Raw genomic sequence first — 18,381 nt, 5'->3', positions numbered from 1 at the left:
TTACTGCTGAACTTAAATTAGCCAGCCAATGCTTGGCTTCGTAAATACTCTTCGTAAGTTCCGGAGTAATCCACTACAGTGCCATCCATCTTCACCTCTAAGATGCGATTAGCCAAAGCAGATACAAACTCACGGTCGTGAGAAACAAAGATGAGCGTGCCGTCGAATTTCTCAAGTGCAATTTGCAAGCTCTCAATGGATTCCATATCCATATGGTTTGTCGGCTCATCCATTGCTAGCACGTTATATTTTTGGAGCATCAATTTACCCCAAATCATTCTGCCTTTTTCACCACCAGAGAGGACCTTAACGGACTTGCCAATATCGTCACCAGAGAACAAGAGGCGACCTAATGTGCCACGAATCACTTGGTCATCGTCACCAGTATTGCGCCACCAATTCATCCAATCCATGAGTAATTCGTCTTTTGCGAACATCTCAGTATTGTCTTGAGGCATCACACCAACATTAGCATTTTCAGCCCACTTCACATCACCGCTATCAGCAGCAATACCTTCAAAGCGCTTGCTTAGAATAGTCTTGAGTAGTGTCGTCTTACCAGCGCCGTTTTGTCCAATGATGGCAATCTTCTCGCCAGCACGAACACCTAATTTGAAGTTCTTGAAGATAACGCGGTCATAAGCCTTGGTTAGCGCATTGCACTCTACCGCCATGTTATGCAACTTCTTCTCTGTATCAAAACGAATGAATGGGTTTTGACGTGAGGAAGGTTTTACTTCAACAATCTCAATTTTCTCTAACTGTCTTTGACGTGAAGTCGCTTGACGTGCCTTAGAAGCATTTGCTGAGAAGCGTGCTACGAAAGCTGCCAATTCAGCAATTTTTTCTTTAGCCTTAACGTTATTGCTCAGTTGTTGTGTACGTGCCTGTACAGATGCCAGCATGTAGGAATCGTAGTTTCCTGGGTAGACCTTGAGCGTTCCATAGTCCATGTCGGCCATGTGCGTACAGACTTCATTGAGGAAGTGACGATCATGGGAAATGATGACGATGGTGCTCTTAATTTGATTGAGGATGTCCTCAAGCCAATGAATGGAGTGAATATCCAAGTTATTGGTTGGCTCATCAAGCAAGAGAACGTCTGGATCAGAGAACAATGCTTGCGCTAGCAATACACGCAATTTCCAACCTGGCGCAACATTGCTCATTGGGCCGTTGTGTTGCTCAATAGGAATACCAATGCCTAATAACAACTCACCTGCTTTTGCTTCAGCGGTATAGCCGCCGTATTCGGCGTACTTACCTTCAAGCTCAGCAGCCTTCATGTAATCTTCATCAGAAGCATCTGGATTAGCGTAGATCGCATCGCGTTCTGCTGCAGCCTTCCACATCTCTTCGTGACCCATCATCACTACATCAAGAACGCGCACATCTTCGTATGCAAATTGATCTTGACGCAATTTACCCAAACGAATACCTGGGTCTAAGCTCACGTTCCCACTAGTTGGCTCAAGCTCGCCACCTAAAATTTTCATGAAGGTCGATTTACCGCAACCGTTTGCGCCGATGAGGCCGTAACGATTACCGCCGCCAAACTTCACGGAAATGTTTTCAAACAGAGGCTTTGCCCCAAACTGCATGGTGATATTAGATGCTGACAGCACGGATGTTTTCTAGCTTTCTGAAATTCAATAGTTACCCCGGAGGGGCAAAGACCGTTATTTTAACGGCTTAGACGTCTTTGTTGGCAGGAAGCCGTGGTCTTACTTAGACTTTGACCCTAAATGGGGTGAAATTCGTATGAATATCGTAGAAATCCTCGTTTTCTTTACGTTTGAGGTAGTTCACGACCAAGTAAGTCAATGGGGTTGCCAAGACCTCCCAGGACGTCTTGAGAACGTACTGCGCCAAGGCCACCTGAATGATTTCATGGGTTGGCCAGATACCATAAAACGCCAGCATATAGAAAAAAGAGGAGTCGACCATCTCACCTACCGCTGTAGAGCCGATCGTGCGCATCCATAGAGCACGGCCCTGGGTCCAGATCTTCATCTTTGCCAATACATAACTGTTGACCAGACTTCCGCACCAGAAAGAAAACATGGAAGCCAAAGCAATACGCCAAGAGTTTCCAAATACCGTTTCTAGCCCGTGCTGATAATTAGCCATATAGTCGCCAGGAGCAACCGGTAAGGCAATGACTATTTGCGCCATGATTGCGGCAAATGCGAGAGCAGCAAAGCCAGCCCAAACTGCTCTGCGGTCGTATGCGTATCCATAGACTTCCGTCAGGATGTCACCAAAGAAATAGGCGATGGGGAAAAATAGAATTCCTCCACCAAATGGCACAGCCCCGAAATACGGAAGATCAATTACAGCCGCCTTACCAGCGCCAATAAAGTTCGAGCACAACAAAACGACCACAAAGGCAGTCAGAATGAGGTCGTAATAGCGATGGTGACGTCTAGGCGAGTCCATAAGTCCAGAAAAATGGATAATAGAAACAGAATATCTGCATTCCTGAAAATTCGCAGGGCGCAGGCAAAAAGTAACTACAACACCGCATAGAGGATGACAAGGCAATGAGTAAAGTAAGTTTTAACTGGGCAGACCCCCTACTTCTTGATACCCAGCTGACTGAAGAAGAGCGCATGGTTCGTGATGCTGCCGCTGAATATGCTCAAGGCCGCTTAATGCCACGCATTCATGATGCCTATCGTAATGAAACCACCGATCCTGCTATCTTCCGTGAAATGGGTGAGCTTGGTCTTTTAGGAATCACCATCCCCGAACAATATGGTGGAGCAAATCTCAACTACGTCTCTTACGGCTTAATCGCTCGTGAAATCGAACGTGTGGATTCTGGTTATCGCTCCATGATGAGCGTGCAGTCTTCCTTGGTGATGGTTCCGATTAATGAATTCGGTAGTGAAGCGCAGAAGCAAAAATATCTTCCTAAATTAGCCAGCGGCGAATGGATTGGTTGCTTTGGTTTAACCGAACCTAACTATGGCTCAGATGCTGGCGGCATGATTACTCGCGCCAAGAAGGTTCCTGGCGGATTTTCTTTGACTGGCTCCAAGATGTGGATCTCCAACTCCCCGATTGCAGATGTGTTTGTGGTCTGGGCAAAGAATGATGAAGGCATCATTCGTGGCTACATCCTTGAAAAAGGCATGAAGGGCTTAAGTGCGCCAAAGATCAGCGGCAAGATGGGTCTGCGCGCCTCAATCACCGGTGAAATCGTCATGGACGAAGTGTTCGTGCCTGCTGAAAATGAATTTCCAGAAATTGAAGGCCTTAAAGGTCCATTCACTTGCTTAAACTCAGCACGCTATGGCATCGCTTGGGGCGCCCTTGGTGCAGCTGAATGGTGCTGGTATGCCGCACGTCAATACACCATGGATCGCAAGCAATTTGGGAAGCCACTCGCCGCGAATCAATTGATTCAGAAGAAATTGGCTGACATGCAAACTGAGATTACTTTAGGGCTTCAGGGCTGCTTACGCCTGGGTCGCATGAAAGATGAGGGCATTGCTGCTCCAGAAATCACTTCCATCATGAAGCGCAACTCTTGCGGCAAGTCTTTAGATGTTGCGCGCATGGCACGCGATATGCATGGTGGTAACGGTATCTCAGATGAGTATGGCGTTGTGCGTCACATGCTGAACTTGGAAGTCGTTAACACCTACGAAGGTACTCACGATATTCACGCCCTTATTTTAGGTCGTGCACAAACAGGTATTCAGGCCTTCAGTTAAGCGCCCAGCTTGCTTGCGATGGCCTTTGCTGCTCTGGCAAAGGCCTCATCACTATCATCATCTAGTTGTACAAAATTCTCAATTCTGTATTGAGGAAAGTTACGGACAATAGATGATTGGTAGGATGGGTCGTAATGCTTTACTAGCAACTCTTCAACGAGCTCCGGAAAATTACCCGCATCAATTGCCTCATTCCATTTAGCAATCTGCACTTTTCCATAATGAGCAGTCAGCAATGCTAACTTAAGCTTGAAATTATCGGTATCGGTTAGAAAGTGATGGTATTCACGAATTAACCAGGACACTCGTGTTTGAGTGCTCGATCTCAATTCAATACAAGACCCATTGCGAATTTTTTCCATTAAAGCATCAGGTACGTGCAATCCCCCTACCTTCTTGCTTTCGGATTCCACAAATACTGGCTTAGCGGGATCAAGCGAACGCAAGGCATTCCATAGCGCAGTTTCAAAGCCTTTTTGCGATGGCTGGTCTTCATTAGGCTCATTACCAAGCACCGAGCCACGATGAACTGCTAGACCCTCCAAATCAAGGATCTGAGCCCCTAATGCACCGATCTCTTGCAGCACTCGTGTTTTGCCACTGCCCGTCATTCCACAAATGACCTGAAATGAAAATTGACCGGCTGCCTGGTCTAGACCATCAATCACCGTACGACGAAAACCTTGGTAACCACCTTCTAGCTGTTTAGCTTTCCAACCAATCCGATTGAGAATGTGAGTAAAGGCGCCACTGCGTTCACCACCACGCCAGCAATAAATTAATGGACGCCATTCACGGGGTAATTCTAGAAAGTGATTTTCAAGATGAGTAGCAATGTTTTTGGAGACCAACGCTGCCCCTAGTTTTTTAGCCGCAAATGGAGACTCTTGTTTATAAAGCGTTCCTATTTTTGCGCGCTCTTCATTATCAAGAACGGGGTAATTAACTGCGCCAGGAATGTGATCTAAAGCAAACTCTGCTGGAGATCTCACATCAATCACGAGATCAAACTGATCTAGCTCAGATAAAAATTGATCAACTCGTAAGATATTTGGATTGCTGGGTTGCACGATAGACTAGCGCAACTTTTGCAAAATATGCTCAGGCCAAGGCGCTGATTTATTAGTGGTCAAATCTACCCAAACCATGGTGGCGCCACCAATAGCCGCCTCGACTTCAGGCGAGGTAGTTAAAGCCATGCTGGTATAGACGTCCAAACTAGTTCTGCCAATGGCGCCAATGGAGGTCTTTAATATCAGCTCACCTGGGAACGAGAGTTGTTGATAAAAGTTACAAAAGCCATTCAGCATCAACATGGATTCACGACCAGGGGCAACCTCGTAACCCATCGCAGTAATCCATTCACAACGAGCCTGCTCCATGTAGCGAAAGTAAATGGTATTGTTCACGTGTCCATACGCATCCATATCGCCCCAACGAATAGGCATGATCATCTCATGTACTAATTTTCGTTCTTCGGGAATGGTGATGCGCATGGTTTAACGAGTGCTCTTTAGATTAACCAAGTTGCAAAGCAAGTTGGTACAAATTAGTAGAGCGTGCGCCAGAGCGACAAAAAGCAAGAACTGGTCCAGGTAAAGTTTTTAAGAGGCGCGCCATTTCTTGTACTTGAGCCGGAGTGAATGCACCTGGCACCACTGGTAAGTAAACGTAATTTAAGCCCAGCTTTTCTGCTTCGGCTTGAATTGCAGCATTCAAAGGTTGGCTTGGACCACCCTCACCGTCAGGACGGTTATTAATGACGCTCTTATAGCCTTGTTTAGCAATTTCAGCCAAATGGCTTGGGTCTATCTGACCGAGAGTGCCAAACTGAGCGTTATGGCAAGAAATAGGAAGACTCATAAAACCCTCTACATTCAATAAATTATGCGATAGGGTTGATTTTAAATCAGGGTTGACTCAGAGGTTTGGCTTGCTTTTATGGGCCGTAAAGAAGCGCTCGCAAATCTCCATGCCAGCTAGCATGGCAACCACAAACACCAAGGCCTTAAGGTGGCCTGCGCCTAGAGCAACTAGGGCTGGACCAGGACAAAAGCCAGCGATTCCCCAGCCAGCCCCAAAAATTAAGCTACCAATAATCAATGGCTTGGTAATGTCTCTACGTGTAGGGATATGCAATGCCCCACCAAAAAAAGCTTCAGTTCTTTTGCTAACAACGTAGAACCCGGCTAGACCAACAATCACGGCACCCATCATGACAAACATTAACGATGGATCCCAGTTACCGGTTAAATCCAAAAATGCCAAAATCTTCTGTGGATTGCTCATGCCGGAGATGATCAAGCCCCAACCAAACAGCACACCAATTGCGTACTGTCCAAGTAAGCTGAAATGTTTTCTCATCTCAAACTCCAATCAAGTGACGCAGCACGTAAACAGTGATAAATCCTGCACCCATAAAAGAGAGCGTGGCAACTAATGAACGTGGCGATAAGCGTGAAAGGCCGCAAATACCATGGCCACTAGTACAGCCTGAACCATATTGAGCACCAAACCCAACCAGAAGACCGGCAATCACAATCGCGATCCAATCCGCTTCAATTTCCACTACCGGGAATATGCCAAAAAATAACGCTGCCAGAAAAGGTGCGGTTACCAAACCCAGCACCAGAGCAACACGCCATGCTGAATCAGTCAATTTAGGGTGCAGCAAACCAGAAACAATTCCGCTAATACCCAAAATACGACCATGTAATAAAACATACAAGGCCGCAGCAACCCCCAGAATCATCCCGCCTAATAAGGAAGGAATGGGGGTAAAAGACATCCAATCAATTTGCATTATTCAGCCGTATTTAAAATTAACTGCAAGGGTTAGGAGCAAGGCGTATTTGTAAATAACGTAGACCTAAATAAGCCCCAAAGATAAATCCAGGCAAGGCCAGCAGTGAACCAACGGCAAGAGTTGAGATACCGCTCAAGCCCTGCCCTACTGTACAGCCTAAGGCAGTCACACCACCAAAGCCCATCAGTGCAGCGCCGACTAAATGATTGGCTGTATCTTCAGTATTACGAAAGGATTCCCAACGAAATGATTTAGTTGCAATTGATACTGCAGTAGAACCCAAAATCATTCCTACAACAGCTGCAATACCCACTGTGATTACTTTGGATGTATCGCTATACATCATCAACCAATCCAAGGAATAGGCATAAGGTGCAACAAACGAAAGGCTTTCCATGCGACCTGAATTCGTTACCAAAAATACTTCTTCTAAAGTATTTGGATCCTCGGCAACATATCCTAGATTGCCTGATACCCACCATACAGCACAGATTGCCAATCCTACGGCAATGCCTGCAAATAGATTTTCAGCAGTCCAAAATGCTTTGCTAGCTATGGCATAAGCAATGAATGCTGCGCCAATGATCAAGCCTAGAGCCAGATGAAGTTGAGGACGAGCAATGCCAAGAGGTGCGCTTAAAAGACTAGGTAAATCCTGTGGGGTATTAAAGGCGATAAAAAACGTATCCAAAGTATTGATGCGTACCACGCCTAGGAAACCGCGCATTGTCATATAGGCAGTCAATCCGAGGACCATAAACACTACGATGGACTTTAAGTTACCGCCACCGATACGGATCAAGGTTTTGCTGCCGCACCCTGACGCTAAAACCATACCCAAGCCAAATAAAACGCTTCCAACGATTGTGGAAAGCCATAAAAATTTATTGCCGGTATAAAAACTTTTGAGCGGATCAATCAAGCCAAGGTAAGACATCAAGGTAAAACCAATAATGGCGACACCGATAGCTAAGAACCATTGTTTTAAACGACCCCAGCTAGACATGATGAAAATGTCAGAAACTGCACCCATGCTGCAAAACCCAGTCTTCTGCATAACGGCACCCAGAAAAAAGGTGATGGCAAAAGTAGCCCAGAGAACAGACTTGCTTAAAGAACTAATATCTACAACATCCATAGCGATCAAATCTTGAAAAAATTAAGGTTTAAATTTGTAAAACTGTTTATTGAGAAAAGCGGTGACATCCGCTTCATCCTCGGGGAACAGATCAAGCCGTAGTTCGGTATTGCATAGGCCAACCATCTTTTTCAAGTCAGCCAGCGACTTCACCTTACTATCAGAGCGTGTGTAAATCATGTCGCCATTACCAAAGCCGGTTTTCTTGGCATGACAGGCGTAGCACTTTTGCTGGTCTATGGTCTTGCCATTAGCCAAATCTGGAGCGGCAAGCGCTGGAGTGCTAATAAGCGCACTGAAAGCAATTGCTGAGATAGATCGGAGAAAAGTCATTTTCATTACAAATCAAGGATTTAGCATTAATCCTCTATTTTAAGGCCCAATGGCTGAATTTGCCTTACTTGCTTGTCTTACTCAGCCTGGATCGACAGATAGACGTTATAGGCATTCATGCGGTTAGCAGCCCTAAACAGCGGCATCCCCTCGTATTCAGACCAATCAGCCTGTTTATAGGCATCCTCGAAAGGATCTAGGTTAATAGCGGCTTCAGACATGGACTCACGCAAATACTTAAGGTAATTCCTGGTGAAGGCGATGTCTTCAGCCGGTTTAACCGAGTAATTGCCGTGCCCTGGAATCACAATATTAGGGTTGAGTTTTTCAATCTCATCTAGAGCAATCAGCCACCCCTTGCTATCGGCGTTCCCAACAAATGGAATGCGGCCTCTGAAAACCAAATCCCCCGCGAACAATACCTTTTCAGATGGCACATACACCATCAGATCTTCAGGAGCATGCGCAGGTCCAACCCTACTGACAAAGAAATCTACCCCACCAATGGTTAGCTTGGTTTTTTGATCCACCCATACATCCGCAGAGATTAATTTAGTATTTGCATTAACCCAAGGAGCAAAATCGATTCTTGAAGCTATTAAGCGTTGCTTAGCGGTTTCAGAAGAGAGGTAATTTCTACCCTCACCTTGCGCATAGATTTTGGCACCAATCTTTTTAAATTCTTGCAAGCCATAAACATGGTCGGCATGGTAATGACTCACGATGAGAGCCACTATCTTTTGCGGTGTAATTTTCTTGATTTCAGCAATGAGCTTTTGTGCAAGAATCGGCGAACCCAAGGCATCAACAACAACTACTCCACCTGGCGTAACAACAAAGCCAGCATTAGAAATAAAGTTTTGGTTAGCACTACTTCCCATTTCTGGAAAGCCTTGTACAAAATAGGTATGGGGAGCTACCTGGACAGGTTTTAGTGATATCGCATCAACAGGCTTGCCCTGACCAAAAGCCGAACTCAGAAAGATAAGGGATCCCATCAGGATCCCCGCAAGACGTTTGAAGCAATTCATATAAGACTGTTTAAGGCTTGATGTAAGCAAAACCATCTTTATATTGCAAATCGGCAACACGAACTACACCCGATGGCGTGAAATCAGCATCTAAAGTGAACTGGTCTTTTTTCAAGTTACGATTCTTGAGCGTAATCTCGCAAACCTCAAACTTCACACCGCGAGACTTCAAAGCGCCAACTAAAGGTGCGTACTCCACATTATTCTTTTTATCTTTCGCTCCTTCCATCATGATGTCGACGCCATTGGCATGGGTCACCACAATAATGGTGGTTTGTGGCGCTACATCTAAATGATTACGGATATTGCGCAATCCCTTTAAGCCCTGGGACTCTGCATCATCAATGTGGTAAACCACTTTTGTATTACCTGTAGATTGAGCTGAAACTAAAGAACCAAAGCCAAGCGAAAAAGTCAAAACAGCAATGATGGAAAGTAGTTTTTTCATTTCACGTCCTATGACTTAAATTAGATCGAAACCATACCAGGATTGTTTGCAACACCCTTAATGATTGGCTCATTGAGCTTGACTGCTTTAACCACTTTGACATCGCGCAAGTGACGTTCCATTACATCCCAGATTGCCTCGCCACCAGCATTCTTTGCCTCTTCGCTAACCGGCGCCCAGCCTGCCACTTTATAAGTCTTACTAGCCTCAATTGGCTTACCGTTTAAGCGCATATCTGTAATACGCTTACCGGCTGTTTGCGCAGGATCAATGGTGTATTGCATGCCGCCAACGCGAACCATGTCACCACCCTGCTGATAATACGGATCTGGATTAAACAAATTATCTGCCACGTCCTCAAGAATGGTCTTGATGGTTTCACCACTCATATTAGTCACCGTGGTGTACGGATAAGTAATCGCCGTTTGATCCATCAGATTCTCGCGTGTGATTGCTTGACCTGGCAACAGGCTGGTTCCCCAGCGGAAGCCTGGTGAGAAAGCAATCTCCGCATTCTTCTGCGCCATGAGCCCATCTAGGATAAGTTGATCAAAGCTACCATTAAAGTTGCCACGACGATACAAGAGGCCTTCAGTAGTGGCTAATTTTTCATTTAGCTTAGCTTCGAATGGCGCTCTAATTTTGGTGATCAACTTACTCATCGTTGGATCAGCAGGAATCATATTAGAGAAGATTGGCAGTAACTTATATCTAAAGTCGACTGGCTTGCCGCCCTTCACGTCAAAATCAAGTACGCCCAAGAACTTGCTATTGGAGCCCGCATTGGTAACAAGCGTTACACCACCCGCATTCTTTACCTTGACCGGAATAGGCACACCATCATGAGTATGGCCACCTAGAATTGCATCTAGACCACGCACGCGCGATGCCATCTTTAGGTCAACGTCCATACCGTTATGCGACAGAAGCACCACTACCTTGGCCCCTTTAGATCTAACTTCATCAATGGTCTTTTGCATATTCTCTTCTTGAATACCAAAGGTCCAGTCTGGGGTGAAGTATCTTGGATTTGCAATCGGGGTGTACGGGAAGGCCTGGCCAATAATGGCAACCTGAATACCGTTCTGCACTTTCATGACATATGGGTTAAACACCATATCGCCAAAGTCAGATGTCTTAATATTTTGAGCGATAAATGAAACCTTACCTTTGAAATCGCCATTCACGATTTCCATTACGCGCTTCTCGCCTAAGGTCATTTCCCAATGCGGCGTCATCACATCTACGCCTAACGCCAAAGCAGCATCAACCATATCCTGGCCGTTGGTCCAAAGAGACGTACCAGAACCTTGCCAAGTATCACCGCCATCCAATAAGAGCGAGCCAGGGCGATTTGCCTTGATTTGCTTAATCAATGTAGCCATATGGGCGAAGCCACCCATCTTGCCGTAGTTCTGGGCTGCAGCAACGTAATCCAAGTAAGTAAATGCATGGGCGTCACGTGTACCTGGTGCAATGCCATTGGCTTTGAGGAAATACTCGCCAACTAAGTGCGGAGTCTTGCCCTCTTGCCCACCAATGCCAAGGTTTACGTTGGGCTCGCGAAAGTAAATCGGCAATAGTTGCGCATGACAATCCGTGAAATGCAAAAAGTGGACATTACCGAATTTGGGTAAGTCATAAAACTTTTGCGCGTTTCCTTGAGCATTAACAAAATTGGATTGCAGACTCATTCCACCTGCAGATGCAATGGCCAATGCCTGCAAAAATTCGCGGCGACTTAAAGACATAAGATTCCCCTTGTGAAAACAGGCCTGTCGGCCTGTTCTTTGATTCGTTATTGATTAACTGGAGAGGCAGGATCAAGCAGTAAAGCCATGACATCCTGAATCTGCTGCTCATTTAAGAGCTTGAAGTGTGCAAATCGTGGCATATTGCTACACGCGTTATACGCCTTGGAATTATTAATACGATTCCAGGTATACGTAACCACTTCAGGTGAGTAACCGCGCATTTTTCCGTAACCGGTTAATGATGGTCCGATGTTTCCATAAGAAATCTCTTTAGGGTCAATCTGGTGACAGTTATAGCAACCACCGCCAATTACGGTATCAGCTTTATCAGTCCAGGTTGCACCGCGACCACTTTGTGCAATTTTCTCGCCATTCTTCCAGTCGCCAATATATTTGCCATCAGAAGGCTGCTTGATGGTGTCCATATTCATTTTCTGAATCTTGTCGCGCATCTTCTCGCCCTGTTTGCTATTTGCAAACACAGGATCAGAGCAAAACTTCTGGGTTGCATCTTGATCGATACGATCCAAGCCTGCAATACCTTGAGCTTTAAAGCTGTCGGCCATCATTTTGTTGAACTTTGGATCGTTCTTTTGTTGAGCTACAGCTACGTTATGCAGCAAGCTAGAAGCAACAATAAATCCAGCAATAGTTAAGAGCTTTTTGATATTTGTATTTTTCATGATCTTTATCTCTTATCTCTTAACGCTTTAATCCAGGAGTTTCAACTGTTCCGCCGTTGGCAGTCTTTGCCATATACATAGACAAAGCAATCGTTACATCTGAGCCATAAATTGGGAATGGGAAACGCTGCTGACGATAGCAATCGTTCAAGCGCTGTTGCATAGTCCAGAACTGACCGCTAGAAACGCGATACGCCGGCCAATAACCCCATCCGAGAGCGGCGCCCTTTTGCTCGACTAAGTTAGGCAAATCTTGCAAACGAATACGTTTACCGTTTTCAGCATGGCAAGATGCGCATGAGAAATCCATTGGACCACCCTGGAAGAAGAATGCGCGCTTACCGAGCTCATACATTTCTTTTTCTTTGGGATGATTCGTGCTCACCTTAATTTTGTCGCCTTTAGATGCAGTGACTACGTAAGCAACGATCGCCTCCATATCCTTCTTAGGACCTTTTTGGAATGGGGCATCAATCATTTCTTGCGGATCACGACCTTGAAGGACTTGCATACAAGTCATCAAACGTGATTCGAGGTCTTGCACCTTGTTGGTATCTTTAAAGTAGCGCGGCAACTGAGCTGCTGCGCCCTTCACTACGCCAGCGCCTAGGCCTAAATCACACTTCTCAAGAGTGGCGTTTTTAGGGCCTGCTGGTTTTTTCCATAGATCTTCACCGGCTGCTTCATAGAGCTCCGAAGGGTTGCCGTCAGCGATCATCTCGCGATATTTAGCGATATCGTCTGTTGCACTCTTTTGCGCAGAGACTGAAGATGACACTATTAATAAGGTAGCCAACAATCCAGAGGCCAACCCTAAAGTTAATTTACGCTGCATTTGCAACCCTTTCAAAACTCAGGTGATAGTAAAAATCTATGGAGACGAGCAATTAAGAAGCGGTTGCTTCGTCGGTGCGCTTGTCACCCTTGCTATCTACCCAGCTCACAACAATCTTGTCGCCCTTAGCGCCCTTGTATTTGAAGTTCAAGAATGGATCCTTAGAAACCGCTGGACCAAATTGACCATTCAATACATCTTTGCCGTTTGCTTTGACATTGATTGTACTGATGAACCAAGCTGGAATTGTTTTGCCGGAAGCGTCTTTACGCTGGCCAGATTCCATGTCGTGTTTCATCAAAATTTTTACATCCACAATTCCACCGTTCTCAGCAGCTCTAACGCGCATTGGATCAGCCATGTTTTCCTCTTGTAATCTAGTAATTAATTAATGGTATTCAGATAGATTGGGGGATTAACCGCCGCAACCACCTAAAGTTACTTTCACTTCCTTAACAGACATGCTCCATTTGCCATCGGCTTTTACCAAGGCGTATACATTGGAGGTCTGACCCATCTTGATACGTGTAGTAACAAATGGCTCAGTGCCCGCAGGAATGAAGAATTGAGCAGCTAAGGCGCTTGGGTTCTTCTCAACCAAGATTGCCATTTGCTCTGCTTTAAGGGTGGTTGTAATGCCGACCGGCACAACTGCACCATTTTCTGCGATGTCAGGGGCATTCAAAGTAACTGCACCAGACTTCTCTGGACTACCTGCACCCAAGATCTTAAATACATCGTCAAGGCTCTTGCCTTCAAAAGCGGCTTTATTCCACTCTTGAGCTTGGGCCACGCTAATAAGACCCGCAGAAGCCATCAAGCCAAATACGGCTGAATATTTCAATAAACTGCGTCGCTGCTGATTCATAAAAACTCCTTAATTAATCTACTCTTAGTATCAAATATAGCGGTATTTCAAAAAACCTTCCGTAAATCTATTGCCCTGTTAGCATCCAGCGGACGAGAGTGGCCCCATCCTCATCAGATAGCTGCGCCTGGGGTGGCATTGGAATGGCTCCCCAAACCCCAGAACCTCCACTTTTGACCTTAGCCATGAGCTTTTCTTGCGCCCCACTTTGACCTTTATATTTAGCCGCAATATCGGTAATGGACGGCCCCACTAACTTCGCATTTGGTGCATGGCATGCTGAGCAGTTCTCATTTTTAAATAATGCGGCAGGACCCTTCGTAGTGGCCGCATGTGTATCCGCAGCATGGGCTAAGCCCTCACCCGAAGAACCGGGTAACTTATCAATTGGCGGCTTAGTTGAATCTGAGCCGCGATATGGTCCGTACATGCGGTTTTGCTCGGCTATGTTGCCATGGGCATTTCGCGCAAAGTCTGGCAAGGTTGAGCCAATCTGCACAAACTTCACGCAATTAATCATGCAGGATGAACCATTCACATCTGGTTTACCGTTAATACTCCAGAAACCATGATTACGCGTCATACCATTGCGATTTGGCATCTTCTTTTGCACATCAGCAATATTGGTATTGCTCAAGACAAAATCATCTGGAACGATTTCGCCTAAGCTCAAAATAAATGCAACGAGTGCATATGTATCGTCCGGCGTTAATGACCTAGGTGCATTCCAAGGCATTGCTCTGTAGATATAGTCCCAAAGAGTAGAAACCGTAGGCACCTTCATCAAAGTAGTGCGCTGAGGTTGTTTGCGATCAGCCAGTGATGCAACCCTTCCAGTCTTAATATCGTCAGTTGTTGTTCCGCCGGCAATCGGTGTAAAGATTTCATTTGATTCACCGAATACACCATGACAACTAGCGCATTTAGCCTCCCAAATGACTTGGCCCTGAGCTACCGAACCAGACCCCTTTGGCAAACCCTTAAAGTCCGGGCGCACATCAATATCCCAAGCGACCACCTCTGCTGGTGTTGCATTACGCCCAATTCCAGGAAACTTTGCGGAGCCCTGAGTGCTTTGCGCATAGGCAGCATTCGCAACCAGCACAGTCGCAGCGACTAGCCCTAGATGAGCAATTGATTTAACCAACTTGTACATTGCTCACCTCGCCATTTGAATCTAATTTCCAAGACTGTATTGCGTTGTTGTGATAAATCGAGCGATTGCCACGAACATCACGTAATGCTTTGATGGATGGCTGAACATAACCTGTATCGTCAATTGCTCTTGATTGCAAAATTGCCGGAGAGCCATCCCACACCCAATCAATATTGAAACGGGTAATCGATTTAGTAAGGACTGGAGTTTCTAAGCGTGCCGTACGCCAGTTATTGCCACCGTCAAAAGAAACATCCACGCGCCTAATCTTGCCGCGACCTGACCAAGCCATACCACTGACGTTATAGAAACCTTTGTCCAGTAATTGCTGACCGCCAGAAGGCGTTGTAATAACAGATTTACACTCTTGAATCGAGGCGTACTGGCGATGCATGCCGTCTGGCATTAGCTCAATGTAGTGAACCGCCTCATCTTTAGTGTTCCATGGCATATCGCCTACCTCGAGGCGACGCAACCATTTGACCCAGCTAACGCCTTGCACTCCAGGCACTACCAAGCGTAATGGAAAGCCATTCTCTGGACGTAGCATCTCGCCGTTCATACTCCAGGCAACGATCGTATCTTCAAGGCAAGCCTCAAGATTGATTGTGCGGGTCATACCAGAACCATCACCACCCTCAGCAAGTAAAAACTTACCTTTTTTCAGATCGGCACCGCATTCTTCGAGCAATACTTTCAGTGGTACCCCCGTGAACTCACAGCAAGACAACATACCGTGCGTATATTGGACAGTAGGCACTGCAACGTTACCCCACTCTAGACCAGTATTTGCTCCACACTCAATGAAATGTGTACGAGAAACGGAAGGCAAGCGCATCAAGTCGTTCATCGTGAAGACGCGAGCATTTTTCACCATACCGTTCACCATCAATCGATGGGTCTCAGGATTTAAGTTGTACCAACCTTGGTGATGACGCTCAAAGTGCAAACCGTTTGGTGTAATTGTTCCGAATAAGCCTTGCAAAGGTGTAAAGGCAACCGATGCTGCTGATACACGCGTCAAACCTGGTGACTCACGACGAATTAAATTAGCCTCATAAATTGAAGGCACACCATAAGGCATTGTGGCCACGTTTTTACCAAGGGTAGTCTGCCATTCTTGCTTCTCCAGAATTGCTGGATCGCCTTCGCCAGCAGCAAAGGCCATTGGAGCAGCTATACCAGCCGCTGCTCCGCCCAAAGCTGAAAAGAAACCTTTGCGCAAGAAGCCACGACGGGTTTCATCAAGGCCATTGGCATTGATGTCTGCAATTAATTCTTGGGAGACAAAGTGCTCAGGCGCCTTTACCAAGCGAGCCCTGTTCGCTGGCTTCTCGACTGCCGAGATGTCATTAGCACTTAATTCAATTTGCTTATCTGTCATAGAAACTTCTATCTAAAAAATTAATGAATGCTTTCAGCAATTTTGCTGCATACAGATTGGCAAATATCAACCGTAGCATTATCTGCAATCGAGTAATAAACCGTTACACCTTCTTTGCGCCTCAGCAGTATTCCTGCTTTGTGCAATGCCATTAAGTGTCTTGAAACGTTGGCTTGACTAGATCCGCACATCTCAACAACCTCGGACACTGATTTTTCGCCACTGCAAACGGCATACATGATGCGTAAACGTGAGGGCTCAGATAAAACATTGAAATAGGCAGCCACTTTTAGAAAGACCTTCTCCATCTGCTTGGGAGATAAGTTCTTTGTCGCTTTTTGCACTCTAGCTTTCATGCGGCCTATCTATATGAATATATGCGTATAAAGACATATTTAACTCTCAAGGGTGGCCGCTTTATATAGTGAGATACCCTTACGGGATCTACAGATACAATCAATTTGTGGATATCGAAGCCCTTCTTCTCTCGCTAAAGCTGGCTATATGGACCCTGGTCCTAATCTTGCCATTTGGAGTTTGGGTAGCTCACTCACTCCAAAGCATGGGCAAGAGCAGGTCTTGGGTAGAGGCAGCCTTAGCTCTACCGCTGGTTCTGCCGCCCACCGTTCTGGGCTATTACCTCTTGGTCGGATTGGGTGGGAAGAGCGTTTTCGGCATTCCTTTGGTCTTTTCCTTTACGGGCATCCTGATTGCCTCCCTGATTGTCAATTTACCGTTCGCCATTCAGCCAATACAACGCGCCTTTGAAGCCATTAATCCTGAAATCCGTGAGGCAGCCCAAGTCAGCGGTCTATCTAAATGGCAAATCTTTCGCCTCATTGAATTACCGCTTGCTTGGCGCGGCATCACTAGCGCTGCTGTACTGACGTTTGCGCATACCTTGGGCGAGTTTGGAGTCATTCTCATGGTGGGCGGCGCAATTCCTGGTGAAACCAAGACAGTCTCTATCGCCATATACGACAAAGTGCAAAGTTTTGACACCTCTGGCGCAGGTGCTCTATCGCTCATTCTTTTGGGTACATCTTTGATCGCCATTGCCCTTTCATATGGTGTATTTAGTCGCAAGCCCGCGACTTCTAAAAAGTGGAGAGGCTAATGCTGAAAATTAAGCTCTCCCAAAACATTCCCAACCCCTTGCAACTCAACATTGAATGTATGCCGGGTGAATTACACGCCTTGGTTGGCCCTTCAGGCAGTGGCAAAACGACTGCCTTGCGAACAATCGCTGGATTAAATCACGCTGAGAGCGGAAAAATTGAATGCGATGGGCAGTTATGGTTTGAAGCTAATGATGTCAGCGGCATCACCACCTCCTTGAGTCCAGCCGAGCGATCATGCGGGTTCTTATTTCAGCAATATGCCCTCTTCCCGCATCTCACTGCGCTAGAGAATGTGTGTATTCCGCTCTACAACTCGGTTGCAAATCTTGCCGAACGTAAAGTAAAAGCCCAGCAATGGCTTGAACGCATGGGCATTGGCGAGCTCGCAGAGCGCATGCCAAACCAACTGTCTGGTGGTCAGCAACAACGGGTTGCACTTGCTAGAGCTTTAGCGCGCTCACCCAAAATTTTATTACTAGATGAACCGTTCTCCGCAGTAGATGCGCCAACGCGTCAAGGTCTCTACAAAACATTAGCTGAACTACGCAAAGATTTAAATATTCCGATCCTCTTGGTTACCCATGATCTCCGCGAAGCAGATTTGTTAGCGGATCGCATCACCGTCATTGACCAAGGGGTAGGCTTGCAAACAGCGCCACCTCAAGTATTGTTTGAGAAGCCCAGAAACTCTCGTGTTGCTGAACTAGTAGGTATCAGCAACATGTTTGAAGGTGTGTTTAATGCTGGGGTGTTGGCTTGGAATGGAAGTCAGCGAGTATTTGAAGTGGCTGACAAAGGAAAGATTCCTCCCAATACAGCTGTTGCGTGGGTTATTCCTGCTGGAGGATTAAGCCTTCATGCCACATCTAGCCCTGAGAGGATTGAAGCAACTGTAGAGCAAATCAGCACTCTAGGTCAGGTAGCAGTTATTCAACTTCGAACGCTAGAAGGCTCCCACTCAGTACTCTGGGAAGCATCAGCTGCTGAAGTAAAACGTTTAGCGCTAGAGGTTGGAAAAAATAGTTACGTGCAAATCGATGGCAACAAGATTCATATCATGCCACTTCGCCCCATCAATGATCCACGCCGCTTTACGAATTAA

General features: G+C 46.1%; 22 protein-coding genes. 3 read left to right on the top strand and 19 right to left on the bottom strand.

What is annotated here, in order from left to right:
* Positions 1 to 17 precede the first annotated feature (17 nt).
* On the bottom strand, positions 18 to 1,625 hold the full coding sequence (locus ICN10_RS08645; RefSeq protein WP_216214653.1) for an ABC-F family ATPase: 1,608 nt from the start codon (positions 1,623 to 1,625) through the stop codon (positions 18 to 20).
* 103 nt (positions 1,626 to 1,728) lie between these two features.
* A complete protein-coding gene (locus ICN10_RS08640; protein WP_216214651.1) occupies positions 1,729 to 2,439 on the bottom strand; it encodes a queuosine precursor transporter in 711 nt (236 codons plus the stop codon).
* Between the two features lie 104 nt (positions 2,440 to 2,543).
* On the opposite strand from ICN10_RS08640, the gene ICN10_RS08635 reads away from it, so the two are divergent.
* A complete protein-coding gene (locus ICN10_RS08635) occupies positions 2,544 to 3,722 on the top strand; it encodes an acyl-CoA dehydrogenase (RefSeq protein ID WP_216214649.1) in 1,179 nt (392 codons plus the stop codon).
* Here the strand turns inward: ICN10_RS08635 and mnmH are convergent.
* The 17 genes from mnmH to ICN10_RS08550 form a co-directional block, all read right to left on the bottom strand.
* Positions 3,719 to 4,792 carry a tRNA 2-selenouridine(34) synthase MnmH gene (gene mnmH, locus ICN10_RS08630; RefSeq protein ID WP_216214647.1) on the bottom strand — a complete coding sequence of 358 codons (1,074 nt, stop codon included), beginning with the start codon at positions 4,790 to 4,792 and terminating at the stop codon, positions 3,719 to 3,721. The genes ICN10_RS08635 and mnmH overlap by 4 nt on opposite strands.
* A gap of 6 nt (positions 4,793 to 4,798) precedes the next feature.
* Positions 4,799 to 5,218 (bottom strand): thioesterase family protein, encoded by a 420-nt coding sequence (locus ICN10_RS08625; RefSeq protein ID WP_216214645.1) that lies wholly within the window; start codon positions 5,216 to 5,218, stop codon positions 4,799 to 4,801.
* A gap of 22 nt (positions 5,219 to 5,240) precedes the next feature.
* Complete coding sequence (locus tag ICN10_RS08620) at positions 5,241 to 5,585, bottom strand: TIGR01244 family sulfur transferase (protein WP_216214643.1); 345 nt, start codon at positions 5,583 to 5,585, stop codon at positions 5,241 to 5,243.
* A 57-nt stretch (positions 5,586 to 5,642) separates the two neighbouring features.
* The gene (locus tag ICN10_RS08615) at positions 5,643 to 6,086 is read right to left on the bottom strand and encodes a YeeE/YedE family protein (protein WP_216214640.1); all 444 of its coding nucleotides are present in this window, start codon (positions 6,084 to 6,086) and stop codon (positions 5,643 to 5,645) included.
* 1 nt (position 6,087) lies between these two features.
* Positions 6,088 to 6,525, bottom strand: coding sequence for a YeeE/YedE family protein (locus tag ICN10_RS08610; protein WP_216214638.1), 438 nt, complete (start codon positions 6,523 to 6,525; stop codon positions 6,088 to 6,090).
* A gap of 19 nt (positions 6,526 to 6,544) precedes the next feature.
* The gene (locus ICN10_RS08605; RefSeq protein WP_216214636.1) at positions 6,545 to 7,666 is read right to left on the bottom strand and encodes a YeeE/YedE family protein; all 1,122 of its coding nucleotides are present in this window, start codon (positions 7,664 to 7,666) and stop codon (positions 6,545 to 6,547) included.
* Positions 7,667 to 7,687: 21 nt separating this feature from the next.
* Positions 7,688 to 7,999, bottom strand: a complete 312-nt coding sequence (locus ICN10_RS08600) for a hypothetical protein (RefSeq protein WP_216214634.1) — start codon at positions 7,997 to 7,999, stop codon at positions 7,688 to 7,690.
* A 77-nt stretch (positions 8,000 to 8,076) separates the two neighbouring features.
* Positions 8,077 to 9,030, bottom strand: coding sequence for an MBL fold metallo-hydrolase (locus tag ICN10_RS08595; protein ID WP_216214632.1), 954 nt, complete (start codon positions 9,028 to 9,030; stop codon positions 8,077 to 8,079).
* Positions 9,031 to 9,040: 10 nt separating this feature from the next.
* A complete protein-coding gene (locus ICN10_RS08590) occupies positions 9,041 to 9,478 on the bottom strand; it encodes a DsrE family protein (protein ID WP_216214630.1) in 438 nt (145 codons plus the stop codon).
* Positions 9,479 to 9,498: 20 nt separating this feature from the next.
* Entirely contained in the window at positions 9,499 to 11,229 is a 1,731-nt protein-coding gene (gene soxB, locus ICN10_RS08585; RefSeq protein WP_216214628.1) for a thiosulfohydrolase SoxB, read from the bottom strand.
* A 47-nt stretch (positions 11,230 to 11,276) separates the two neighbouring features.
* On the bottom strand, positions 11,277 to 11,915 hold the full coding sequence (gene soxX, locus ICN10_RS08580; RefSeq protein ID WP_216214626.1) for a sulfur oxidation c-type cytochrome SoxX: 639 nt from the start codon (positions 11,913 to 11,915) through the stop codon (positions 11,277 to 11,279).
* A gap of 19 nt (positions 11,916 to 11,934) precedes the next feature.
* Positions 11,935 to 12,750, bottom strand: coding sequence for a sulfur oxidation c-type cytochrome SoxA (gene soxA, locus ICN10_RS08575; RefSeq protein WP_216214624.1), 816 nt, complete (start codon positions 12,748 to 12,750; stop codon positions 11,935 to 11,937).
* A 52-nt stretch (positions 12,751 to 12,802) separates the two neighbouring features.
* Positions 12,803 to 13,111, bottom strand: a complete 309-nt coding sequence (gene soxZ, locus ICN10_RS08570; RefSeq protein ID WP_068321433.1) for a thiosulfate oxidation carrier complex protein SoxZ — start codon at positions 13,109 to 13,111, stop codon at positions 12,803 to 12,805.
* 54 nt (positions 13,112 to 13,165) lie between these two features.
* Positions 13,166 to 13,618: a thiosulfate oxidation carrier protein SoxY gene (soxY, locus tag ICN10_RS08565; protein ID WP_215385261.1), complete on the bottom strand. Its 453-nt coding sequence runs from the start codon at positions 13,616 to 13,618 to the stop codon at positions 13,166 to 13,168.
* Positions 13,619 to 13,685: 67 nt separating this feature from the next.
* Positions 13,686 to 14,774, bottom strand: coding sequence for a c-type cytochrome (locus tag ICN10_RS08560; protein ID WP_216214622.1), 1,089 nt, complete (start codon positions 14,772 to 14,774; stop codon positions 13,686 to 13,688).
* Positions 14,758 to 16,158 carry a sulfite dehydrogenase gene (gene soxC, locus ICN10_RS08555; RefSeq protein WP_216214620.1) on the bottom strand — a complete coding sequence of 467 codons (1,401 nt, stop codon included), beginning with the start codon at positions 16,156 to 16,158 and terminating at the stop codon, positions 14,758 to 14,760. The genes ICN10_RS08560 and soxC overlap by 17 nt, the downstream gene beginning before the upstream one ends.
* A 20-nt stretch (positions 16,159 to 16,178) precedes the next feature.
* Complete coding sequence (locus tag ICN10_RS08550) at positions 16,179 to 16,514, bottom strand: metalloregulator ArsR/SmtB family transcription factor (protein WP_216214618.1); 336 nt, start codon at positions 16,512 to 16,514, stop codon at positions 16,179 to 16,181.
* 107 nt (positions 16,515 to 16,621) lie between these two features.
* On the opposite strand from ICN10_RS08550, the gene modB reads away from it, so the two are divergent.
* The gene (gene modB / locus ICN10_RS08545) at positions 16,622 to 17,275 is read left to right on the top strand and encodes a molybdate ABC transporter permease subunit (protein ID WP_216214615.1); all 654 of its coding nucleotides are present in this window, start codon (positions 16,622 to 16,624) and stop codon (positions 17,273 to 17,275) included.
* On the top strand, positions 17,275 to 18,381 hold the full coding sequence (locus ICN10_RS08540) for an ABC transporter ATP-binding protein (RefSeq protein ID WP_216214613.1): 1,107 nt from the start codon (positions 17,275 to 17,277) through the stop codon (positions 18,379 to 18,381). The genes modB and ICN10_RS08540 overlap by 1 nt, the downstream gene beginning before the upstream one ends.

This window comes from Polynucleobacter sp. 86C-FISCH (assembly GCF_018882415.1).
Taxonomy (GTDB): domain Bacteria; phylum Pseudomonadota; class Gammaproteobacteria; order Burkholderiales; family Burkholderiaceae; genus Polynucleobacter.
This window is presented reverse-complemented; position numbering and strand designations above follow the sequence as displayed.